This is a genomic window from Mangrovibacter plantisponsor (genome assembly GCF_003182475.1).
Taxonomy (GTDB): domain Bacteria; phylum Pseudomonadota; class Gammaproteobacteria; order Enterobacterales; family Enterobacteriaceae; genus Mangrovibacter; species Mangrovibacter plantisponsor.
The window spans coordinates 17,274-35,263 of sequence record NZ_QGTS01000007.1 but is presented as its reverse complement, the minus strand read 5'-3'; the positions used below and the strand labels follow the sequence as shown (position 1 = coordinate 35,263).

15 protein-coding genes are annotated in these 17,990 nt (G+C 51.0%); 5 read left to right on the top strand and 10 right to left on the bottom strand.

All coding sequences use genetic code 11. From position 1 onward, the window contains the following. The first annotated feature begins 148 nt into the window (after positions 1 to 148). On the top strand, positions 149 to 1,546 hold the full coding sequence (chiP, locus tag DES37_RS12345) for a chitoporin ChiP (protein ID WP_110025978.1): 1,398 nt from the start codon (positions 149 to 151) through the stop codon (positions 1,544 to 1,546). A 91-nt stretch (positions 1,547 to 1,637) separates the two neighbouring features. Further along, positions 1,638 to 4,292, top strand: coding sequence for a beta-N-acetylhexosaminidase (locus DES37_RS12340; protein ID WP_110025977.1), 2,655 nt, complete (start codon positions 1,638 to 1,640; stop codon positions 4,290 to 4,292). 131 nt (positions 4,293 to 4,423) lie between these two features. Here the strand turns inward: DES37_RS12340 and fur are convergent, their stop codons facing one another. From fur to ybfF, 4 genes are all read right to left on the bottom strand, one after another. Beyond that, positions 4,424 to 4,873 (bottom strand): ferric iron uptake transcriptional regulator, encoded by a 450-nt coding sequence (gene fur, locus DES37_RS12335; RefSeq protein ID WP_036109411.1) that lies wholly within the window; start codon positions 4,871 to 4,873, stop codon positions 4,424 to 4,426. A 285-nt stretch (positions 4,874 to 5,158) separates the two neighbouring features. Continuing rightward, a complete protein-coding gene (gene fldA / locus DES37_RS12330) occupies positions 5,159 to 5,689 on the bottom strand; it encodes a flavodoxin FldA (RefSeq protein WP_072006970.1) in 531 nt (176 codons plus the stop codon). A 156-nt stretch (positions 5,690 to 5,845) separates the two neighbouring features. Then, positions 5,846 to 6,136: a LexA regulated protein gene (gene ybfE / locus DES37_RS12325; protein ID WP_036110697.1), complete on the bottom strand. Its 291-nt coding sequence runs from the start codon at positions 6,134 to 6,136 to the stop codon at positions 5,846 to 5,848. Between the two features lie 131 nt (positions 6,137 to 6,267). Continuing rightward, positions 6,268 to 7,044 carry an esterase gene (gene ybfF / locus DES37_RS12320; RefSeq protein ID WP_036109408.1) on the bottom strand — a complete coding sequence of 259 codons (777 nt, stop codon included), beginning with the start codon at positions 7,042 to 7,044 and terminating at the stop codon, positions 6,268 to 6,270. Positions 7,045 to 7,229: 185 nt separating this feature from the next. Here ybfF and seqA point away from each other — a divergent pair, with 185 nt between their 5' ends. Beyond that, a complete protein-coding gene (gene seqA, locus DES37_RS12315) occupies positions 7,230 to 7,781 on the top strand; it encodes a replication initiation negative regulator SeqA (protein ID WP_036109404.1) in 552 nt (183 codons plus the stop codon). A gap of 24 nt (positions 7,782 to 7,805) precedes the next feature. Then, positions 7,806 to 9,449, top strand: a complete 1,644-nt coding sequence (gene pgm, locus DES37_RS12310) for a phosphoglucomutase (alpha-D-glucose-1,6-bisphosphate-dependent) (RefSeq protein WP_110025975.1) — start codon at positions 7,806 to 7,808, stop codon at positions 9,447 to 9,449. Positions 9,450 to 9,636: 187 nt separating this feature from the next. Here the strand turns inward: pgm and kdpE are convergent, their stop codons facing one another. Genes kdpE through kdpF form a run of 6 tightly spaced genes read right to left on the bottom strand, consistent with a single transcriptional unit; the run spans position 9,637 to position 17,405 of the window. Continuing rightward, positions 9,637 to 10,317, bottom strand: a complete 681-nt coding sequence (gene kdpE, locus DES37_RS12305; protein WP_036109402.1) for a two-component system response regulator KdpE — start codon at positions 10,315 to 10,317, stop codon at positions 9,637 to 9,639. Beyond that, positions 10,314 to 12,998: a two-component system sensor histidine kinase KdpD gene (gene kdpD, locus DES37_RS12300; RefSeq protein ID WP_110025974.1), complete on the bottom strand. Its 2,685-nt coding sequence runs from the start codon at positions 12,996 to 12,998 to the stop codon at positions 10,314 to 10,316. Before kdpD ends, kdpE begins: the two co-directional genes overlap by 4 nt. 13 nt (positions 12,999 to 13,011) lie before the next feature. Then, entirely contained in the window at positions 13,012 to 13,590 is a 579-nt protein-coding gene (gene kdpC, locus DES37_RS12295) for a potassium-transporting ATPase subunit KdpC (RefSeq protein ID WP_036110695.1), read from the bottom strand. 7 nt (positions 13,591 to 13,597) lie between these two features. Continuing rightward, positions 13,598 to 15,646, bottom strand: coding sequence for a potassium-transporting ATPase subunit KdpB (gene kdpB / locus DES37_RS12290; protein ID WP_036109398.1), 2,049 nt, complete (start codon positions 15,644 to 15,646; stop codon positions 13,598 to 13,600). Between the two features lie 11 nt (positions 15,647 to 15,657). Next, positions 15,658 to 17,340 carry a potassium-transporting ATPase subunit KdpA gene (gene kdpA / locus DES37_RS12285; RefSeq protein ID WP_425451712.1) on the bottom strand — a complete coding sequence of 561 codons (1,683 nt, stop codon included), beginning with the start codon at positions 17,338 to 17,340 and terminating at the stop codon, positions 15,658 to 15,660. Then, entirely contained in the window at positions 17,340 to 17,405 is a 66-nt protein-coding gene (gene kdpF, locus DES37_RS26195; RefSeq protein WP_369792620.1) for a K(+)-transporting ATPase subunit F, read from the bottom strand. The genes kdpA and kdpF overlap by 1 nt, the downstream gene beginning before the upstream one ends. A 326-nt stretch (positions 17,406 to 17,731) precedes the next feature. On the opposite strand from kdpF, the gene DES37_RS12275 reads away from it, so the two are divergent. After that, the gene (locus tag DES37_RS12275) at positions 17,732 to 17,938 is read left to right on the top strand and encodes a YbfA family protein (RefSeq protein ID WP_036110692.1); all 207 of its coding nucleotides are present in this window, start codon (positions 17,732 to 17,734) and stop codon (positions 17,936 to 17,938) included. Positions 17,939 to 17,990 lie beyond the last annotated feature (52 nt).

Here is a 17,990-nt window from a genome sequence, read left to right as displayed (position 1 = left end):
TGGTCATAATTACATGATTTTTTGTGTAAATCGCATTGATAATTCGCATCGCGAAAAATAACCTGAGGCAGTGCCTGAGTACCGCACCCTGTTGATTAGTCATTTTATTTTTCCCGTTTTCGGGGTTTTACGTCAAAGAGGAATAACTATGCGTAAGTCTGTGGGCAAACGCAGTACAGTGGCGCTGGCAATCGCCTGCGCTACGGCTTTTTCTGGTTGGGGAGGGAGTTTCACTGCCCATGCTGCGGGGTTTATCGATGACTCCACCCTGGCTGGAGGGATTTATTACTGGCAACGAGAGCGTGACCGCAAAGATGTGGTGGCAGACGAGTATAAAACCAATCTGTCACACGCAACGTGGAGCGCAAACCTTGATTTTCAGTCTGGTTATTTTGCCGATATGTTTGGCCTGGATCTTGCGGTTTTTACCGCAATTGAAATGGCGGAGTCCCATGAAAGTGGGCACCCCAATGAAATCGCTTTTTCATCAAGCAATAAAGCTTACCAGGAAGACTGGCGGGGCGATAAGAGCGGCATCAGCCTGTATAAAGCGGCAGCAAAGTTTAAACACGGGCCGGTGTGGGCGCGCGCCGGGTATCTCCAGCCCACCGGGCAAACCTTGCTTGCTCCACACTGGAGCTTTATGCCGGGTACTTATCAGGGTGCAGAGGCTGGGGCTCAATTCGATTTCGCAGATGCCGGGGCACTCAGCTTCTCATATATGTGGAGCAATGAGTATAAATCGCCATGGCATATCGAGATGGATAAATTCTACCAGAATGACCGGCGAACCCGTGTTGACTACCTTCACTCCGTTGGCGCGAAATTTGATTTCAAAAATAACTTGGTGCTCGAAGCAGCTTTCGGCCAGGCCCAGGGGTATGTTGACCAGTACTTCGGTAAAACCAGTTACAAATTTGATGTGGCTGGCAGCCCGCTATCCACCAGCTATCAATTCTATGGTACGCGCGACAAGGTTTCCGGCGGTGGCGTCAATGATATTTATGACGGCATGGCATGGTTGCAGGCATTAACTTTTGGCTACCAGGTGGGCAAGGTAGATTTGCGCCTGGAAGGCACCTGGGTCAAAGCGGAAGGGCAGCAGGGCTATTTCCTGCAACGTATGACACCAACCTATGCTTCCTCCAACGGTCGCCTTGATATTTGGTGGGATAACCGCTCCGATTTTAACGCCAATGGCGAGAAGGCAGTATTTGTTGGGGCAATGTACGACCTGGTGAACTGGAATTTACCCGGCTGGTCCATTGGGGCGTCTTATGTTTATGCCTGGGATGCCAAACCTTCCAGCTTACCCACAACAGATGGCTACTACGATGCTGGTTATCGCCTGAAAGAGTCTGCTTATAGCCTGGATGCTGCATATACCATTCAGAGCGGGCGGGTACAAGGTACGCTGTTCAAACTTCATTTCACCCAATACGACAACCACTCTGATATCCCGAGCTATGGCGGCGGGTACGGCAATATTTTCCAGGATGAGCGGGATGTGAAATTTATGGTGATTGCCCCTTTCACTGTTTTCTAAAGCAACCTGAGGCTGTTCAGGTTTCCGTCGGGTAATTTTTGGCACTGCTGGGGATTCGCGAAGCCAGCAGGCGCAACTCAGAGGATGAAAAATGAAACGTTTAAATAAATCTGTCCTGGCTGCTCTGGTATTCGGAATGCTGTCAGGCCAGGCGGGTGCCGACCAGAAAACGGTCGGGCAATTAAGTGAGTTTGGCGTCAAATACCAGGTTCTGGACAACCATGCGGCATTAAATGGTGTGGATTGCGCTGCGCTGGGGGCTGACTGGGCATCCTGCAACAAAGCGGTTATTACACTGACCAACCACAGTCACCGGGCCGTGACATCACATGACTGGGCCATATATTTCCCCAGCATTCGCCAGATCCTGCGTACGGATAACCCGGCATTCACTATCACACATATTACTGGCGACCTGCATAAGCTTGAACCAACAGAGAAATTTACTGGTTTTGCCGCCGGGCAATCTGTTGATATTCCCATTGTGAATGAATACTGGCAGTTATTTATGACCGATGTCATCCCGCGTTGGTATGTCACCGCTCCCGGCGCACAACCTCAGGTTATCGCCAGTACCGATACCGAGGATTTAACTCAGTTCGTGGCACCAATTGGTGACAACTGGAAACGCACACCGGATGACAACAACATTTTAATGACGGCTGATACCCGTTTTGAAAAAAACAGTGATGTATCACGGCTTGCTGCACAGTCTCTGCGTGGCGCCATTATTCCAACCCCCAAACAGATTAAAGTGCATAAGAAAGATGCTGTTCTGAGTAATGGCGTGGCACTCGACCTGGCTGTTTTGTTGCGGCCATCTGCTGAGGTGATTGAGGCGCGCTTTAAGCAGTTGGGTATCAAAACCGGCAGTGGTTACCCGGTGCGCACATCGATTGCACCGAAAACCTTTACTGGCGACGATGCCCGTAGCGGTGCCTATCGGCTTACGATTAAAGAAGGTGAAGCGGTGGTCACCGGGTTTGATCAAACTGGGGTCTTTTATGGATTACAGTCAATTTTATCGCTGGTGCCGGTAAGTGGTGCGAAAACGATTGCAACTCTGGATGCCAGTGATGCACCGCGCTTTGATTACCGCGGCATGTTCATTGATGTTGGGCGTAATTTCCACTCTAAAGCCGCTATTTTACGCGCGCTTGATCAAATGGCAGCTTATAAGCTGAATAAATTCCACTTTCATCTGAGCGATGATGAGGGCTGGCGTATTGAAATCCCCGGCTTGCCGGAACTGACTGAAGTGGGCGGGAAGCGTTGCCATGATTTAACTGAAAGACAGTGTTTGTTACCACAATTAGGATCAGGCCCGGACAGTAACAATAATGGCAGCGGTTATTTTACTCGGGCGGATTACATTGAAATACTCGAATACGCTAAAGCCCGCCATATTGAGGTGATTCCGGAAATTGATATGCCAGCGCATGCCCGGGCTGCTGTAGTGTCAATGGAAGCACGTTATGACAGGCTGATGAAAGAGGGTAAGCCTGATGCAGCGAATGAATACCGTTTGCTCGACCCGACCGATACATCGCGTACCACGACGGTTCAGTTCTATGACAAGGCCAGTTATCTGAACCCGTGCCTGGATTCATCTCGCCGCTTTGTTGATAAAGTAATGAGTGAAATTCTCCAGATGCATAAAGAAGCGGGTTTGCCGCTGACAACCTGGCATTTTGGCGCAGATGAAGCGAAAAATATCTACATGGGGGCCGGGTACACGGATAAAGCCAGCCCGGAGGCAGGAAAAGGGCAGGTGGATATGAGCCAGCAAGATAAACCCTGGGCGAAATCCGAAGTGTGCCAGGCGCTGGTGGCATCTGGCGCAGTTGAAGATATGGCGCATTTGCCAAGCTGGTTTGCGGTAGAAGTGAGTAAACTGGTTGATGCCCATGGCATTGAGAAAATGCAGGCCTGGCAAGATGGCCTGAGAGATGCGTCAGGCGCGTCGGCCTTTGCAACTAAACGCACCGGGATTAACTTCTGGGATACCCTGTACTGGGGTGGTTCAGATGCGGTGAGTGACTGGGCCAATAAAGGCTATGAAGTCACGATTTCCAACCCGGATTATGTTTACTTTGACTTCCCGTATGAAGTAGACCCAATGGAGCCGGGCTATTACTGGGGAACCCGGTTTACCGATGAACGTAAAGTGTTTAGCTTTGCACCAGATAACTTGCCGCAAAATGCAGAAACTTCGGTAGACCGTGATGGCAATGCGTTCAGTGCCGGTTCGGCGAAGTTATGGCCCGGGGCTCATGGTTTGTCGGCGCAAGTCTGGAGTGAAGTTGTTCGCACTGATGAAGAAATGGAATACCGTTTATTCCCGCGTATTATTTCAGTAGCGGAGCGTGCCTGGCACAAGGCTTCCTGGGAACAGGACTGGCAGCCCGGGCGGGAGTATAAAGGCGGAGAAACCCACTATGTCGATACGGCTGCTTTGGCAAAAGACTGGCAGCGGTTTGCCAATGTGTTAGGCCAGCGTGAGTTGGCGAAACTGGATGCCGCCGGTATTGCCTGGCGTGTTCCGGTACCTGGTGCCCGGATTGTTGACGGGAAACTGGCCACTAATGTCAGCCTGCCAGGGCTCAGGGTTGAATACTCCGTTGATGGCGGGGAGCAGTGGCAGGTTTGGCGCAATGACGCCCGGCCGGTTGTCAGTGGTAACGTACAGGTGCGTGCTGTGAGCCCGGATGGCAACCGTACCAGCAGGGTGGTGATTGTTGAGTGACACGGGGTTGCTTGCGGGGCAGGAGTGCCCTGCAAGCGGCGCGGCATAAGGCCATAACAGATAAAAAAAGCCAGGTTCTAAACCTGGCTTTTTTTTGGTGTCACATTGCACCGGCTTACGGGTACACCCGATTATTTGGTGCCTTCGTGCGCATTTTCATCATCACGGCAATCGCCTTCAGCACAATGACCATAAAGGTACAGGCTGTGGTTTGTCAGGCGGATACCATGGCTGGAAGCAATTTCACGCTGGCGAGCTTCAATCGAATCATCGCTGAACTCGATAACTTTACCGCAGTCAAGGCAAATCAGGTGGTCATGATGGTGCTGCTGCGTCAGTTCGAAAACGGATTTACCACCTTCGAAGTTATGGCGTGTAACTATTCCGGCGTCATCAAATTGGTTGAGCACGCGATACACGGTAGCAAGACCAATCTCCTCTCCCATGTCAATCAGTCGCTTGTATAAATCTTCCGCGCTGACATGGTGATTGTCCGGCTCCTGCAACACTTCCAGGATTTTTAACCGGGGAAGCGTGACTTTCAGGCCTGCCTTCTTTAATGCGGTGTTGTTGTCAGTCATGCGGAATATGTCCTGTTGCTTGCAAAGTGCCCGTGAATGGGCGTACGACGTAATACGCTAAAGTTAATGCGTCTCATTATAGGTTTGACACTCCCTAAAGAAAACCGCAAGTCTCCAGCAAAATTGAAAAATAATAATCTGACAGCACTGGCAAATTTACCAAAAATACATGCTGTCAACTGGATCATTGTACAGCGCTAACGCAAAAAAGTTAAAAAAATGTAGCAATTATTTTTATCGGTTTTACCTATCAATCCGGCGCAATATGATTGCGCCGGTGAACTATCAGGCATTAATAATGCTATCGAGCTGCATTTCTTCGGAAACTTGCTTAACCCATTTTTCAACACGTTCAGCTGTCAGCTCAGGCTGACGGTCTTCATCGATAGCCAGGCCGACAAAATGGTCGTCATCCGCCAAACCTTTCGACGCTTCAAAATGATACCCGGCAGTTGGCCAGTGACCGACGATAACCGCACCACGTGGTTCGACGATGTCGCGCATTGTGCCGAGTGCGTCACAAAAATATTCGGCGTAATCTTCCTGATCACCACAACCGAACAGGGCTACCAATTTACCCGTAAAATCAATTTCTTCCAGTGTAGGGAAAAAATCATCCCAGTCACACTGTGCTTCACCGTAATACCAGGTTGGGATACCAAGCAGCAGAATATCGAAGGCTTCAATGTCTTCTTTGCTGCTCTTGGCTATGTCGTGCACTTCAGCAACATCTTTACCAAGCTGTTTTTGAATGATTTTTGCAATGTTTTCAGTGTTGCCGGTGTCGCTGCCGAAAAAAATGCCTACGATCGCCATGAGTTTAATAACCTCTTGAAACTTAATGTTATGGTGGCGTGAGTTTGTCCACAGATAAGGCAATGATAGCAGAACAGCTTCCAGTGCGGAAACAGCTATCATTACCGGGTGCACACACTGCTACATGAAAAGGAAAAACTGCCGGGAATGCGTGGATTATATATGACCTGGTTTTGTGTTATCTAACTGAGCCATCAGCATCTCTTCAATAAGTTCGCTACGGCTCATGTTTCGCACCTGCGCCAGCTCATTCAGCGCATCTACCGCATCGGCATTCAGTTTTAATTCCACACGCTTAAGCCCACGAACCTTATCGCGTTTAAGCTGGTTGCGTTTGTTAATACGCAATTGTTCGTGACGTGACAGTGGATTTGTTTTCGGGCGACCCGGACGGCGTTCATCCGCGAACAGATCTAATGTCGTACGGTCCGTTTGTTCTTTTGCCATGATTAGAATAGTGAGGAAAACAGGTGGCTTGAGCAACGTGCTCGGGCGCATTACAGCGCGCCATGATACATCAGGCTACATGACGCGCCAACGCGAAAGCCACATTTGCCAGCCAGTCGGCGGCTTTTTAATCAGTTTTCGTCCGAAGGGCTAAGAAAACGGCGAATCGCGCGAATGACTGCCTCTGGTTTTTCTGCATGAACCCAATGACCTGCACCTGCAACGACCCAGGCTTTGGCACAGGGGAATTGAGCAAGCAGTGTTTCACGATACTGTTCCTGAATATAAGGCGACAGCCCGCCGCTGATAAAGAGTGCCGGATGCGGCCATGGTGTGACGGTTTCCCATCCAACAATATTGCTGTATTGCGCTTTGAGTACCGGGACATTAAAACGCCACTCGCCATTAACAAAGGATTTCAGCAAAAACTGAATAACCCCTTCTTCATCGAGGATGTTGCGCATGATTGCCGCTGCATCCTGCCGGGTAGTTACACCGGCTGCATTAACGGCGTCTATAGCGGCAAAAATAGTATCATGGCGGCGAACGTGATAATCGACGGGGGCAATATCAATAGCGACCAGTTTTTCAACCCGTCCCGGTGCCTGTTGTGTCACCGCCATTGCGGTTTTGCCACCCATTGAATGGCCGATGAATATCGCCCGGTCTATGTGCTGTTCGTCCAGCGTGTCCAGTACATCCTGCGCCATGGCAGGCCAGGTCATAGTGTCACTGCGTGCAGACAGGCCGTGGTTGCGTAAGTCTATTTGCAGTACGTCGTGGTCCTTAACCAGGTCCCTTGCCAGAACGCCTAAATTGTCCAGCGTACCGAATAATCCATGGATGAGCACAACCGGTGGATTGTTAGTCATTTGTTGAGCAGATTGCAGGCGAGCGTGTAATTTCATAGAAAACTTCTTTTTTTCGCTGTCTCAGGAATAGGGTATTATGTTGGCTATTCTGCCATCCGGCTGCAAGGGTTACAGTTAATTCTGACTTTTGACACCATCCCGGGTTGATGCTATTCGCCATTGGGTTTTGACTCTATAATCCCAATGATTTGTATTCAGAAAAGATATGTAACTGGATTAAAATGAAAACGATTGAAGTTGATGACGAGCTGTATCGCTACATCGCGAGCCACACACTGCATATTGGTGAAAGCGCGTCAGACATTTTGCGGCGTATGCTGAAACTCTCTTCTGGTCAGCAATCTGTTGCGCTGTCCTCTTCTACAGTTTCAACAAACAGCAGTGTTCCTGTTCCCCGTACTGAAAAAGCGCCAGAAAAACCGAAAGATAAAGTACGGGCAATGCGTGAATTACTCCTGTCAGATGAATATGCAGAGCAAAAGAAAGCGGTTAACCGCTTTATGCTGGTGCTTTCAACGCTCTACTCCCTGGATTCTTCCACATTTGCTCAGGCTACGGAGTCTTTACACGGGCGCACCCGGGTGTATTTCGCTATTAATGAGCAAACCTTATTGAAGAATGGTAATCAGACTAAACCTAAGCAAGTTCCCGATACCCCATATTGGGTGATCACGAATACCAATACGGGCCGCAAACGTAGCATGGTCGAGCATATTATGCAGTCGATGCAGTTCCCGGCAGAGTTGATTGAAAAGGTTTGCGGCACCATTTAACGCTTGTGACAAAAAGGACCAGCAATGGCTAACCATCCTCGAGCAGGGCAACCTGCGCAGCAGAGTGATTTGATTAATGTCGCTCAACTGACCGCTCAGTATTATGTACTGAAACCTGAGTCAGGTAATCCAGAGCACGCGGTGAAGTTTGGTACGTCAGGCCACCGGGGTAGTGCCGGTCGCCATAGTTTCAATGAAAGCCATATTCTTGCTATCGCTCAGGCGATTGCCGAGAACCGTGCCCAGAATGGTATTACCGGGCCATGTTATGTCGGTAAAGATACCCATGCGCTTTCTGAGCCGGCATTTATTTCTGTTCTGGAAGTGCTGGCTGCCAATGGTGTGGATGTGATTGTTCAGCAGGATAACGGTTTCACGCCGACGCCTGCTGTTTCCAATGCGATTCTGGTTCATAACAAGCAGGGTGGTCCGCTGGCTGATGGTATTGTTATTACGCCATCGCATAACCCACCAGAAGATGGTGGTATCAAATATAATCCGCCTAATGGTGGCCCGGCAGACACCGGTGTAACAAAAGTTATTGAAGAACGTGCCAATGCGTTAATGGCAGCCGGCCTTGCGGGTATTAAGCGTGTGTCGCTTGATGACGCGCTGGCTGGTGGGCATGTTCAGGAAGTCGACCTTGTTCAGGCGTACATTGAAGGCCTGGCCGATATCATTGATATGGCTGCCATTCAAAAAGCGGGGCTGAAACTGGGTGTGGATCCGCTCGGCGGTTCCGGTATTGAATACTGGAAGCGCATTGCAGATCATTACAAGCTGGATCTGACGCTGGTTAATGACCAGGTTGATCAAACGTTCCGCTTTATGCACCTGGATAAAGACGGTGTGATCCGCATGGACTGTTCTTCTGAATGCGCCATGGCAGGTCTGCTGGCTCTGCGTGATAAATTTGACCTGGCATTTGCGAATGACCCGGATTATGACCGTCACGGTATTGTTACCCCGGTTGGGTTAATGAATCCAAACCATTATCTTGCTGTCGCCATTAATTATTTATTCCAGCATCGCCCGCAATGGGGCAGTGATGTTGCTGTGGGTAAAACCCTGGTTTCTTCAGCCATGATTGACCGGGTAGTGGATGCCCTGGGCCGTAAGCTGGTGGAAGTGCCGGTTGGGTTCAAATGGTTTGTTGATGGCCTGTTTGATGGCAGTTTTGGCTTTGGTGGGGAAGAGAGCGCCGGGGCATCGTTCCTGCGTTTTGATGGTACGCCATGGTCAACCGATAAAGACGGGATCATCATGTGCCTGCTGGCCGCGGAAATTACAGCTGTGACCGGTAAAAACCCGCAGCAACATTATGATGAGCTGGCTGCACGTTTCGGTGCACCGAGCTATAACCGCCTGCAGGCGGCTGCAACATCTGCACAAAAAGCGGCGTTGTCTCGTTTGTCACCGGAAATGGTCAGTGCCAGTACCCTTGCCGGAGATGAAATCACCGCCCGTGTGACTACAGCTCCCGGCAATGGCGCAGCTATTGGCGGCCTGAAAGTCATGACCAAAAACGGTTGGTTTGCCGCGCGTCCGTCTGGTACGGAAGATGCTTATAAAATTTACTGTGAAAGTTTCCTGGGCGCGGAGCACCGTAAACAGATAGAAACCGAAGCCGTGGAAATTGTGAGTGCAGTACTGAGCAGTGCTAAATAATGCCAGGAAGAAAGAGAAACAGCCGGTTGCTGTTTCCTTCTTTTTAGTTAGCAGCCGAAAATCAATAAATTGATTTTCCTGGTTTTTTATTGGGTGGCACCCTCTTGTTCTGTGCAGACATGAGGTTTGTCATCAGACTTAAAGAGCGCCAGTGGCGCTCTTTTTTTATGGCTGGTTCAGTATTGGGTTAATTCAGCATAAAACGGTAACCGATACCGGTTTCAGTTAACAGATGGCGTGGGCGTGCGGGGTCAGTTTCCAGTTTTTGGCGCAAATGCCCCATATAAATACGCAGGTAGTGGCTGTGCTCGACAGCATTTGGTCCCCACACCTGGTTAAGTAACTGGCGTTGCGTCAGTACTTTTCCATGATGGCGCAATAATACAGCCAGCAGGCGAAATTCAATTGGTGTCAGGTGAATATCAGCTTCATTCCGGCAAATACGCCGTGCTGCGAGATCAACCTGGATATCGCCAAAGGTGTACAGGCTGACGTTCTCTTCATTTCCAGAGGTGCGGCGCAGAGCTACCCGTAAACGAGCCTGGAGTTCACCAATGCCAAAGGGTTTACTCAGGTAGTCATCTGCTCCGGCATCCAGCGCGGCGATTTTATCCTGCTCATCACTGCGTGCGGAAAGCACAATAATGGGGATTTGGCTCCACTGGCGTACATCGCGAATAAAATCCAGCCCGTCGCCATCTGGCAAGCCAAGATCGAGAATAACCAGGTCAGGCTTACGTGTCGCCGTTTCAATGAGCCCGCGTTGCAATGTTTCCGCTTCGAAAATACGCACACTATCTTCTTCCAGCGCATTGCGCAGAAAACGGCGAATTGCCTGTTCATCTTCGACAACAACAATAGTAGTCACATTACCTCATCTGTTTCATCGAGCCCCGGAGGGGGAAGGTAGGGCAGGCGGATATGAAAACTGGCACCACCTTCAGCACGGTTTTCAGCATAAATCTCACCGCCATGGACATCAACAATCGCCTGGCAGATTGCCAGACCCAACCCGACACCAGGAATGGCTGATTCTTTGGCCCCGCGGGCAAATTTTTCAAAAATCGTTCTCTCCTGGCCGGGAGGAATACCGGGGCCGGTATCCCAAACTTCCAGGTCAATGATGGATTCATCACTGCGAACAGCAATCCCAACCTGTGCCTGATGCCCTGCGTATTTCACGGCATTTTCCAGCAGATTAATCAGCACACGTTCGAACAATGTTCCGTCTATATGAATTAACAGTAAAGGGTCGGGCAGGTTAAGGTGGATTTCGCGCCCACCTGTTACTGGATCCAGTTGCTGAAGTGCTCCGCCAATTAACTCTTCAACAGGGATCCAGGCACGGTGCAAATTAAACCCACCAGACTGGATCCGCGCCATATCCAGCAAGTTATTCACCAGCCGGGTGGTATTAAGCACTTGCTGGCGAATTTCATTCGCCTGCGGAGCATGTTGCGAACCTTCAGAGGCCAGGTCGAGAGTTAAAATTTCTGCCTGGCCAAACAGCACGGTTAACGGTGTACGCAAATCATGGGAAAGTGCTGCCAGTAGGGTGTTACGAATGCGTTCCCGCTCACCGGTAACCCGCGCCTGTTCTTCACTGACCATCAGATTCAGGTGATCCAGCGCCGAGGTAACCAACAGCAGTGCTGTTTCGAGTAAACGCTTTTGCTCGGGGATCATTAGCTGGCGCAAATTATCAGGCATGATAACCATCAGCCCCAATGTTTTCCCTTGCGTGCGAAGCGGGTGAATCTGCCAGAGTACGCCTGGCAGTGTGTCGGTACCGGCACCGGCAGGGTGCCCGTTATCAAAGCTCCAGCGAGCAATCGCGTCATCCCACCATACAGGTGCGGCTTTATCACTGACTGGCCGCAGTTGCCCCTGGCTGTCAGGGAGTAATAATTGTGCATCGGCCTGGAAACTCTGGCGGATAAACTGCTGGCTGGTGAGTGCTATTTCTTGCGTGTTACGGGTTACTGCAAGGGCGCGCGAGATTTCATACAGATAATGAGTGCGCTGCTCCCGGTGGCGGGCCACGCGAGCCTGGTAGCGCACACCTGCTGTCAGGGTGCCAATTAATAACCCGACGGCCATCATGACAGAGAAAGTGAGCAGGTACTGGACATCGGATACTGCAAGGGTGCCTCGGGGCTCAATGAAAAACAGGTCAAAACAGGCCACGTTGATTACGGTGGCGAACACTGAAGGGCCGCGCCCGTATAACAATGCGACGACGACGACACCAAACAGGTAAATCATCACCATGTTGGCGGCGTCCAGGCCCAGTAACCACTGGCTGGCAAAGAGCGTAATCACAAAACAAAATAGCGCCGCGACAACGCACCCCAGTAGCTGCACACGCCATTTTTCAAAAAAACGGCGTGTATCGGGCATGTTGCCGGTAGGGTCAGGGCGGTCATCCATGGCGACCACAATAAGATCCAGGTCAGGGCCATGCTGCGCCAGTTTGTCGGCAAAGGAACGTGCAGGCCAGAGGCGTTTACCCTGGCGGCGGCCAGTGACAACCTTGCCCAGATTATGCTCCCGGGCATAACGCACGATGGCATTGATTTCCTGAGGGGCAGAGAGTGTTGCCGTGGTTGCGCCTAATTCTTGCGCCAGGCTCAGTGCAGAGAGAATGGCTCTACGCCTGGATTCATTCAGCCGGTGTAAGCGTGGCGTTTCGACATACACCGCATGCCAGGAGCACCCCATCCTGGCAGCCATTCTGGCGGCGGTACGTACCAGTTTTTCATTACCACTACGGGTGCCAATACACAGTAAAATAGCATCACGGGTGTGCCAGACTTTGCCTGGCTGCTGGCTCCCTCGCCAGTCCTGCATTTGCCCATCTACCCGGTCGGCGGTACGGCGTAAAGCCAGTTCCCGAAGCGCTATCAGGTTACCAGTACGGAAAAAATGCTCAATGGCGCGCTCCGCCTGTCCTGGAATATAAACTTTGCCCTCACGTAAACGCTGGCGTAAATCTTCTGCCGGGAGATCAACCAAAACCACATCACTGGCATTATCAAAAATAGGGTCGGGGACGGTTTCTCTCACCTGAATACCAGTTACTGCACCAACTATGTCATTCAGGCTTTCCAGGTGCTGTACATTCAGTGTAGTGAAGACATCAATACCGGCATCCAGCAATTCTTCGACATCCTGCCAGCGCCGGGGGTGGCGTGAGCCTGGCGCATTACTGTGGGCAAGCTCATCAACCAGTACCAGGGCCGGGTGGCGCGCCAGTGCACCGTCCAGGTCGAATTCTTCCAGCACACGTCCTCTGTGCCCATGCCGCCTGGGCGGCAGAAAAACCAGGCCTTCTGTGAGCCTGGCTGTTTCTTCGCGCCCGTGGGTTTCCACAACACCAACAATCACATCCAGCCCTTGTTCATACAACCGGCGCGCTTCCTGCAACATTGCCCAGGTTTTACCTACGCCTGCACAGGCGCCGAAGAAAATGCGTAGTTTGCCCCGTTCTGGGAGACTAACTTGTGCAATTAAGCGGTCCGGGTCAGGGCGCAGTGGTTCCTGGTGCATGGATATTCCTTAATTAATTTGACGCCGGGTAACTTGCCAGAGCCAGGTTCAGCGATAACACATTCACAACAGGCTCACCAATAAAACCGGGTACTGGATAGTGCGTTGCCTGTTCCACCAGAGTAGTTAATACACTTTTCGGAATATGGCGCACAGCAGCAATACGTGGAATTTGCCACAAAGCAGCCTCAGGAGGAAGTTGCCCGTCAAGGCCGCTGCCCGACGCGGTCAGTAAAGCGACGGGAATAGGGCCTGTGGATTGCGGGTTATCGCGCCTGAGTGACTGTGCTCGCCTGGTTAACTCTTGTGTTAACATTGGGTTACCGACTGCAAGATTACTCCCGCCGGAGGCCATCGGGTTATAAGGAAACTCCGCAGTAGCAGAAGGCCGCCCGTGAAAATACCCGGCCTGAGTAAATTCCTGCCCTATCAGTGCAGAGCCCCGAACCTGCCCTTGTACTTCAATACGTGAACCCATGGCCTGCCATGGAAACCACCATTGCCCAAGCACTGTGGTAATAAGTGGGTAGGCACCGCCAGTCAGTACTGTCAGTACAAGGAACAGCGAAATAGCAGAACGTAACGCAGACATATTCACCTCAAAACAAGCCTGTGGCACTGAGCAGCAGGTCGATAAGCTTGATACCAATAAAGGGTACGATTAACCCGCCCAGTCCATAAATCAGTAAATTACGGCGTAACATGGCAGATGCGCCAAGGGGTTTATAATGCGTGCCACGCAAGGCCAGCGGGATAAGGAAAACAATGATTAACGCATTGAAGATAACCGCACTGAGAATGGCTGAATTGGGTGAGTGCAGGTGCATGATATTCAGCGCGTTCAGTTGTGGCCAGTTCGCCGCGAACGCGGCCGGAATAATGGCAAAATATTTCGCAACATCATTGGAAATACTGAAAGTGGTGAGAGAACCCCGGGTCATCAGCATTTGTTTGCCAATATGCACAACTTCTATCAGTTTGGTTGGGCTGGAATCCAGATCCACCATGTTGCCCGCTTCTTTTGCTGCCTGGGTTCCGGTATTCATTGCCACTGCAACATCCGCCTGGGCGAGCGCCGGGGCATCGTTAGTGCCGTCACCTGTCATCGCAACCAGTCGTCCTTCTGATTGATACTGGCGGATCAGAGCCAGTTTAGCTTCAGGTGTGGCTTCTGCCAGGAAATCGTCCACGCCCGCTTCAGCTGCAATTGCCGCAGCGGTTAGCCGGTTATCACCGGTTATCATCACGGTTTTAATTCCCATCTGGCGCAATTGAGCAAAACGGGCCTTGATACCGCCTTTCACAATATCCTTCAGCTCAATAACACCTAATACCTGAGCACCTTCCGCGACAACCAGTGGTGTACCGCCTGACCGTGCGACTTCTTCAACTTGTTTATCTGTCTGTGACGGGAAACGGCCTTTGTTTGCCTCAATATGGCGGCGAACGGCGTCAACGGAACCCTTACGAATAATGCGGTTTTCCAGGTTAATACCGCTCATGCGGGTCTGAGCGGTGAACGGCACAAAAGTCGCGTTGAGTTGGCTGACATCCCGCTCGCGTAAATTAAAGCGTTTTTTCGCTAACACCACGATGCTGCGGCCTTCCGGTGTTTCGTCGGCCAGTGATGCCAGTTGAGCTGCATCGGCCAGGCGTTGCTCGTCAACCCCTGGTGCAGGCATAAAACGGGCAGCCTGGCGATTACCCAATGTAATCGTACCGGTTTTATCCAGCAGTAAAACATCAACATCACCTGCGGCTTCAACCGCCCGGCCACTGGTGGCGATAACATTGGCGCTGAGCATGCGGCTCATTCCTGCCACACCAATCGCTGATAGCAAGCCGCCTATAGTGGTGGGAATCAGGCAAACCAGTAGTGCCACCAGTACCGGAATGCTGACAGCATGACCCAGCCAGGCGGTAAAAGGCCAGAGTGTGGCTGTTGCCAGCAGAAAGATAATCGTCAGAGCAGAGAGCAACACGGAAAGGGCTATCTCATTCGGGGTCTTCTGGCGACTGGCGTTTTCTACCATGGCTATCATTCGGTCGAGAAATGTTTCGCCAGGGTTGACGCTGCAGCGAATGACCAGCCAGTCAGACAGGATACGCGTACCGCCCGTGACTGAGGCAAAATCCCCACCAGATTCACGAATGACTGGCGCAGACTCACCGGTAATGGCGCTTTCATCTACCGAGGCGCCACCTTCCACGACTTCGCCATCACACGGAATAATGTCACCCGCCTCAACCAGTACAATGTCGCCTTTACGTAGTGTTTCTGCCGGAACAGTTTCTGGATGGCTACCATAATGTGGCTCAGGCAGGCGTTTTGCCTGGCTGGTCTTTTTGACGCCTCTGAGGGCACTTGCCTGCGCTTTACTTCTGCCTTCAGCCAGGGCTTCCGCAAAATTCGCGAACAGCAGCGTTATCCACAGCCAGACACTGATAGCAAGAGTAAAACCGGTTTCTCCGTGAGTGATCCCTGCCAGCATGGCAAGGCCCAGCAATGTCGTCAGGACACTGCCGACCCATACCACAAACATCACCGGGTTGTACCACAACCTGGCAGGATTAAGTTTGAGTATGGAATCAATGATTGCCTGGCGGCCCAGTGTTGGGTCGAACAGAGCCTGTGTTTTACGTGTCATTATGCGCTCCGTTAATGAGACAATGGGTTTAAGCTGTCCACCACCGGCCCAAGAGCCAGTGCCGGAACGAACGTAAGGGCACCGACCAGGATGACCGTGCCGACCAGCAGACCGACAAACAGAGGTCCACAGGTGGAGAGCGTGCCGTTTTGTGCTGTTTGGGCAGGTTTACTGGCCAGAGAGCCTGCGATACCCATGACTGCGGCAATGACGGCAAAGCGGCCAATAAACATGCAAAATGCCAGTAGCAGATTCCAGAATGGTGTGCTGGCATTTAACCCCGCGAAGGCACTGCCGTTGTTATTTGCAGCGGAAGACACGGCATACAACACCTCGCTGAAACCGTGAGCGCCAGGGTTCAGAATGGCCTCGTGTCCGTAGGGGGTAAGGGTTGCCAGTGCCGTACCCAGTAAAACCAGTGCCGGCGTAACCAGAATAGCCAGTGCTGTCCACTTCATTTCAGCAAGAGTAATACGCTTGCCTAAGTATTCTGGTGTGCGCCCAATCATCAAACCGGCAATAAAAACCGCCAGGATCACAAACAAAATCATGCCGTACAGGCCTGAGCCGACACCGCCGAAAACCACTTCACCCAACTGGATTAACCACATAGGAACCATGCCACCCAGCGCCGTAAATGAGTCGTGCATGCCATTGACAGCGCCGCAAGAGGCTGCGGTTGTAATCACGGCAAACAGGCTGGTGGCTAAAATGCCAAAGCGGCTTTCTTTGCCTTCCATATTGGCGGTGCTGTTGGCGCCAAGTGCAGCAAGGTGTGGGTTCCCCTGGGTTTCGGCCCACATAACAACAGCCGCACACAAGACAAAAATAAGCCCCATCGCCCACAACAATGTGTGGCCCTGGCGGTTATCTCGTGCGACTTCACCAAATGCAAAACACAGTGCGGCGGGCAGTAAAAAAATAGCCAGCATTTGTATGAAATTAGTCAGGGCTGTGGGGTTTTCGAAGGGGTGAGCCGAGTTGGCATTAAAGAACCCGCCGCCGTTTGTACCCAGCATTTTAATCGCTTCCTGAGAAGCAACTGGCCCCCCAGGTAACAGGTGATGTTGCCCTTCAAGGGTGATAAAGGGTTGTGCCGGCGCAAAATTTTGCAGTACGCCCTGTTGGATAAAAAAGAGTGCCATCACCAGCGCTATTGGCAGTAGTACCCACAGGGTAATTCGGGTGATGTCGACCCAGGCATTTCCCAGTGTTTGCGCGTTCTGCCGTGTGAGTCCGCGGATCAGTGCGAACGCAACGGCAATACCGGTGGCGGCAGACAAAAAGTTTTGTACACCTAACCCCGCCATTTGGCTGAAATAACTCAGCGACGTTTCGCCACTGTATGCCTGCCAGTTGGTATTGGTGACAAAACTGATAGCAGTATTGAGTGCCAGGTCCCATGTCATTCCAGCGATATGCTGTGGGTTGAGTGGCAAATAGTTTTGTAATACGAGCAGAGTAAATAACAGGGCAATCCCCGTCAGATTAAATATCAGAATGGCACTTAAATATTCACGCCATCCCATCTCTTTTTGCGTTATCCCGGTAATCAACCAGATACCCTGTTCCGGGCGTTGCATCCAGTGTGGCAGAGTGCCTTCAATAAGATAACGCAGGCCGTGCCCCAGTGGGCGGGCAAGTAATATCAGCACCAGCAGATAGCTGACGATGAGCAGAGTCCCATTACTCATCAGAATTTCTCCGCATGTAATAAGGCGTAGATCAGATAGCCGAGTAGCAGAAAGACCAGCACCATGCCGGCAACCAGGGAAAAGCCCATCACGTTCACTCCGGTTATGAGGTTATTGGGGCTTACGGTAAGCAAATGGCTGGAAAAATTTCGCAAAAAAAACAGTGAGGGTGTAAAAAAAGTATAAAAATATACCCATAAATTAACTAATGTTTAGTATTAAATTAACATTAATGTAACTAAATTACGGGCATTCTCTATTTCAGGTGAAAAAATCACCATTTATGTGGTCGGATGAGTGGTAAAATTTCATCATGCCCGGTATGATTTACAGCAGAGAACATTATTTTGCTTACCAGCACATTGAGCTGGTCCAAAAGGGGGAGAACATTATGTCGCTATACCAATCCTGGCCTCTGCACCGCATTCTCCTGCGCAGGGCCGGTGTCATTATCATCGGTACGTTAGCATTACCGGTGATGTTGTTCTGGAAAGACCGTGCACGTTTCTATAGTTATCTGCACCGCGTATGGATGAAAACCAGTGACAAACCTGTGTGGCTGGCCCATGCAGAGTCAGCTGCAGGTGACTTTTACTGAGTTTTATTCCACCGCGCTTCATTATTCTTTTAATATTCCCTGCCATGGCGTT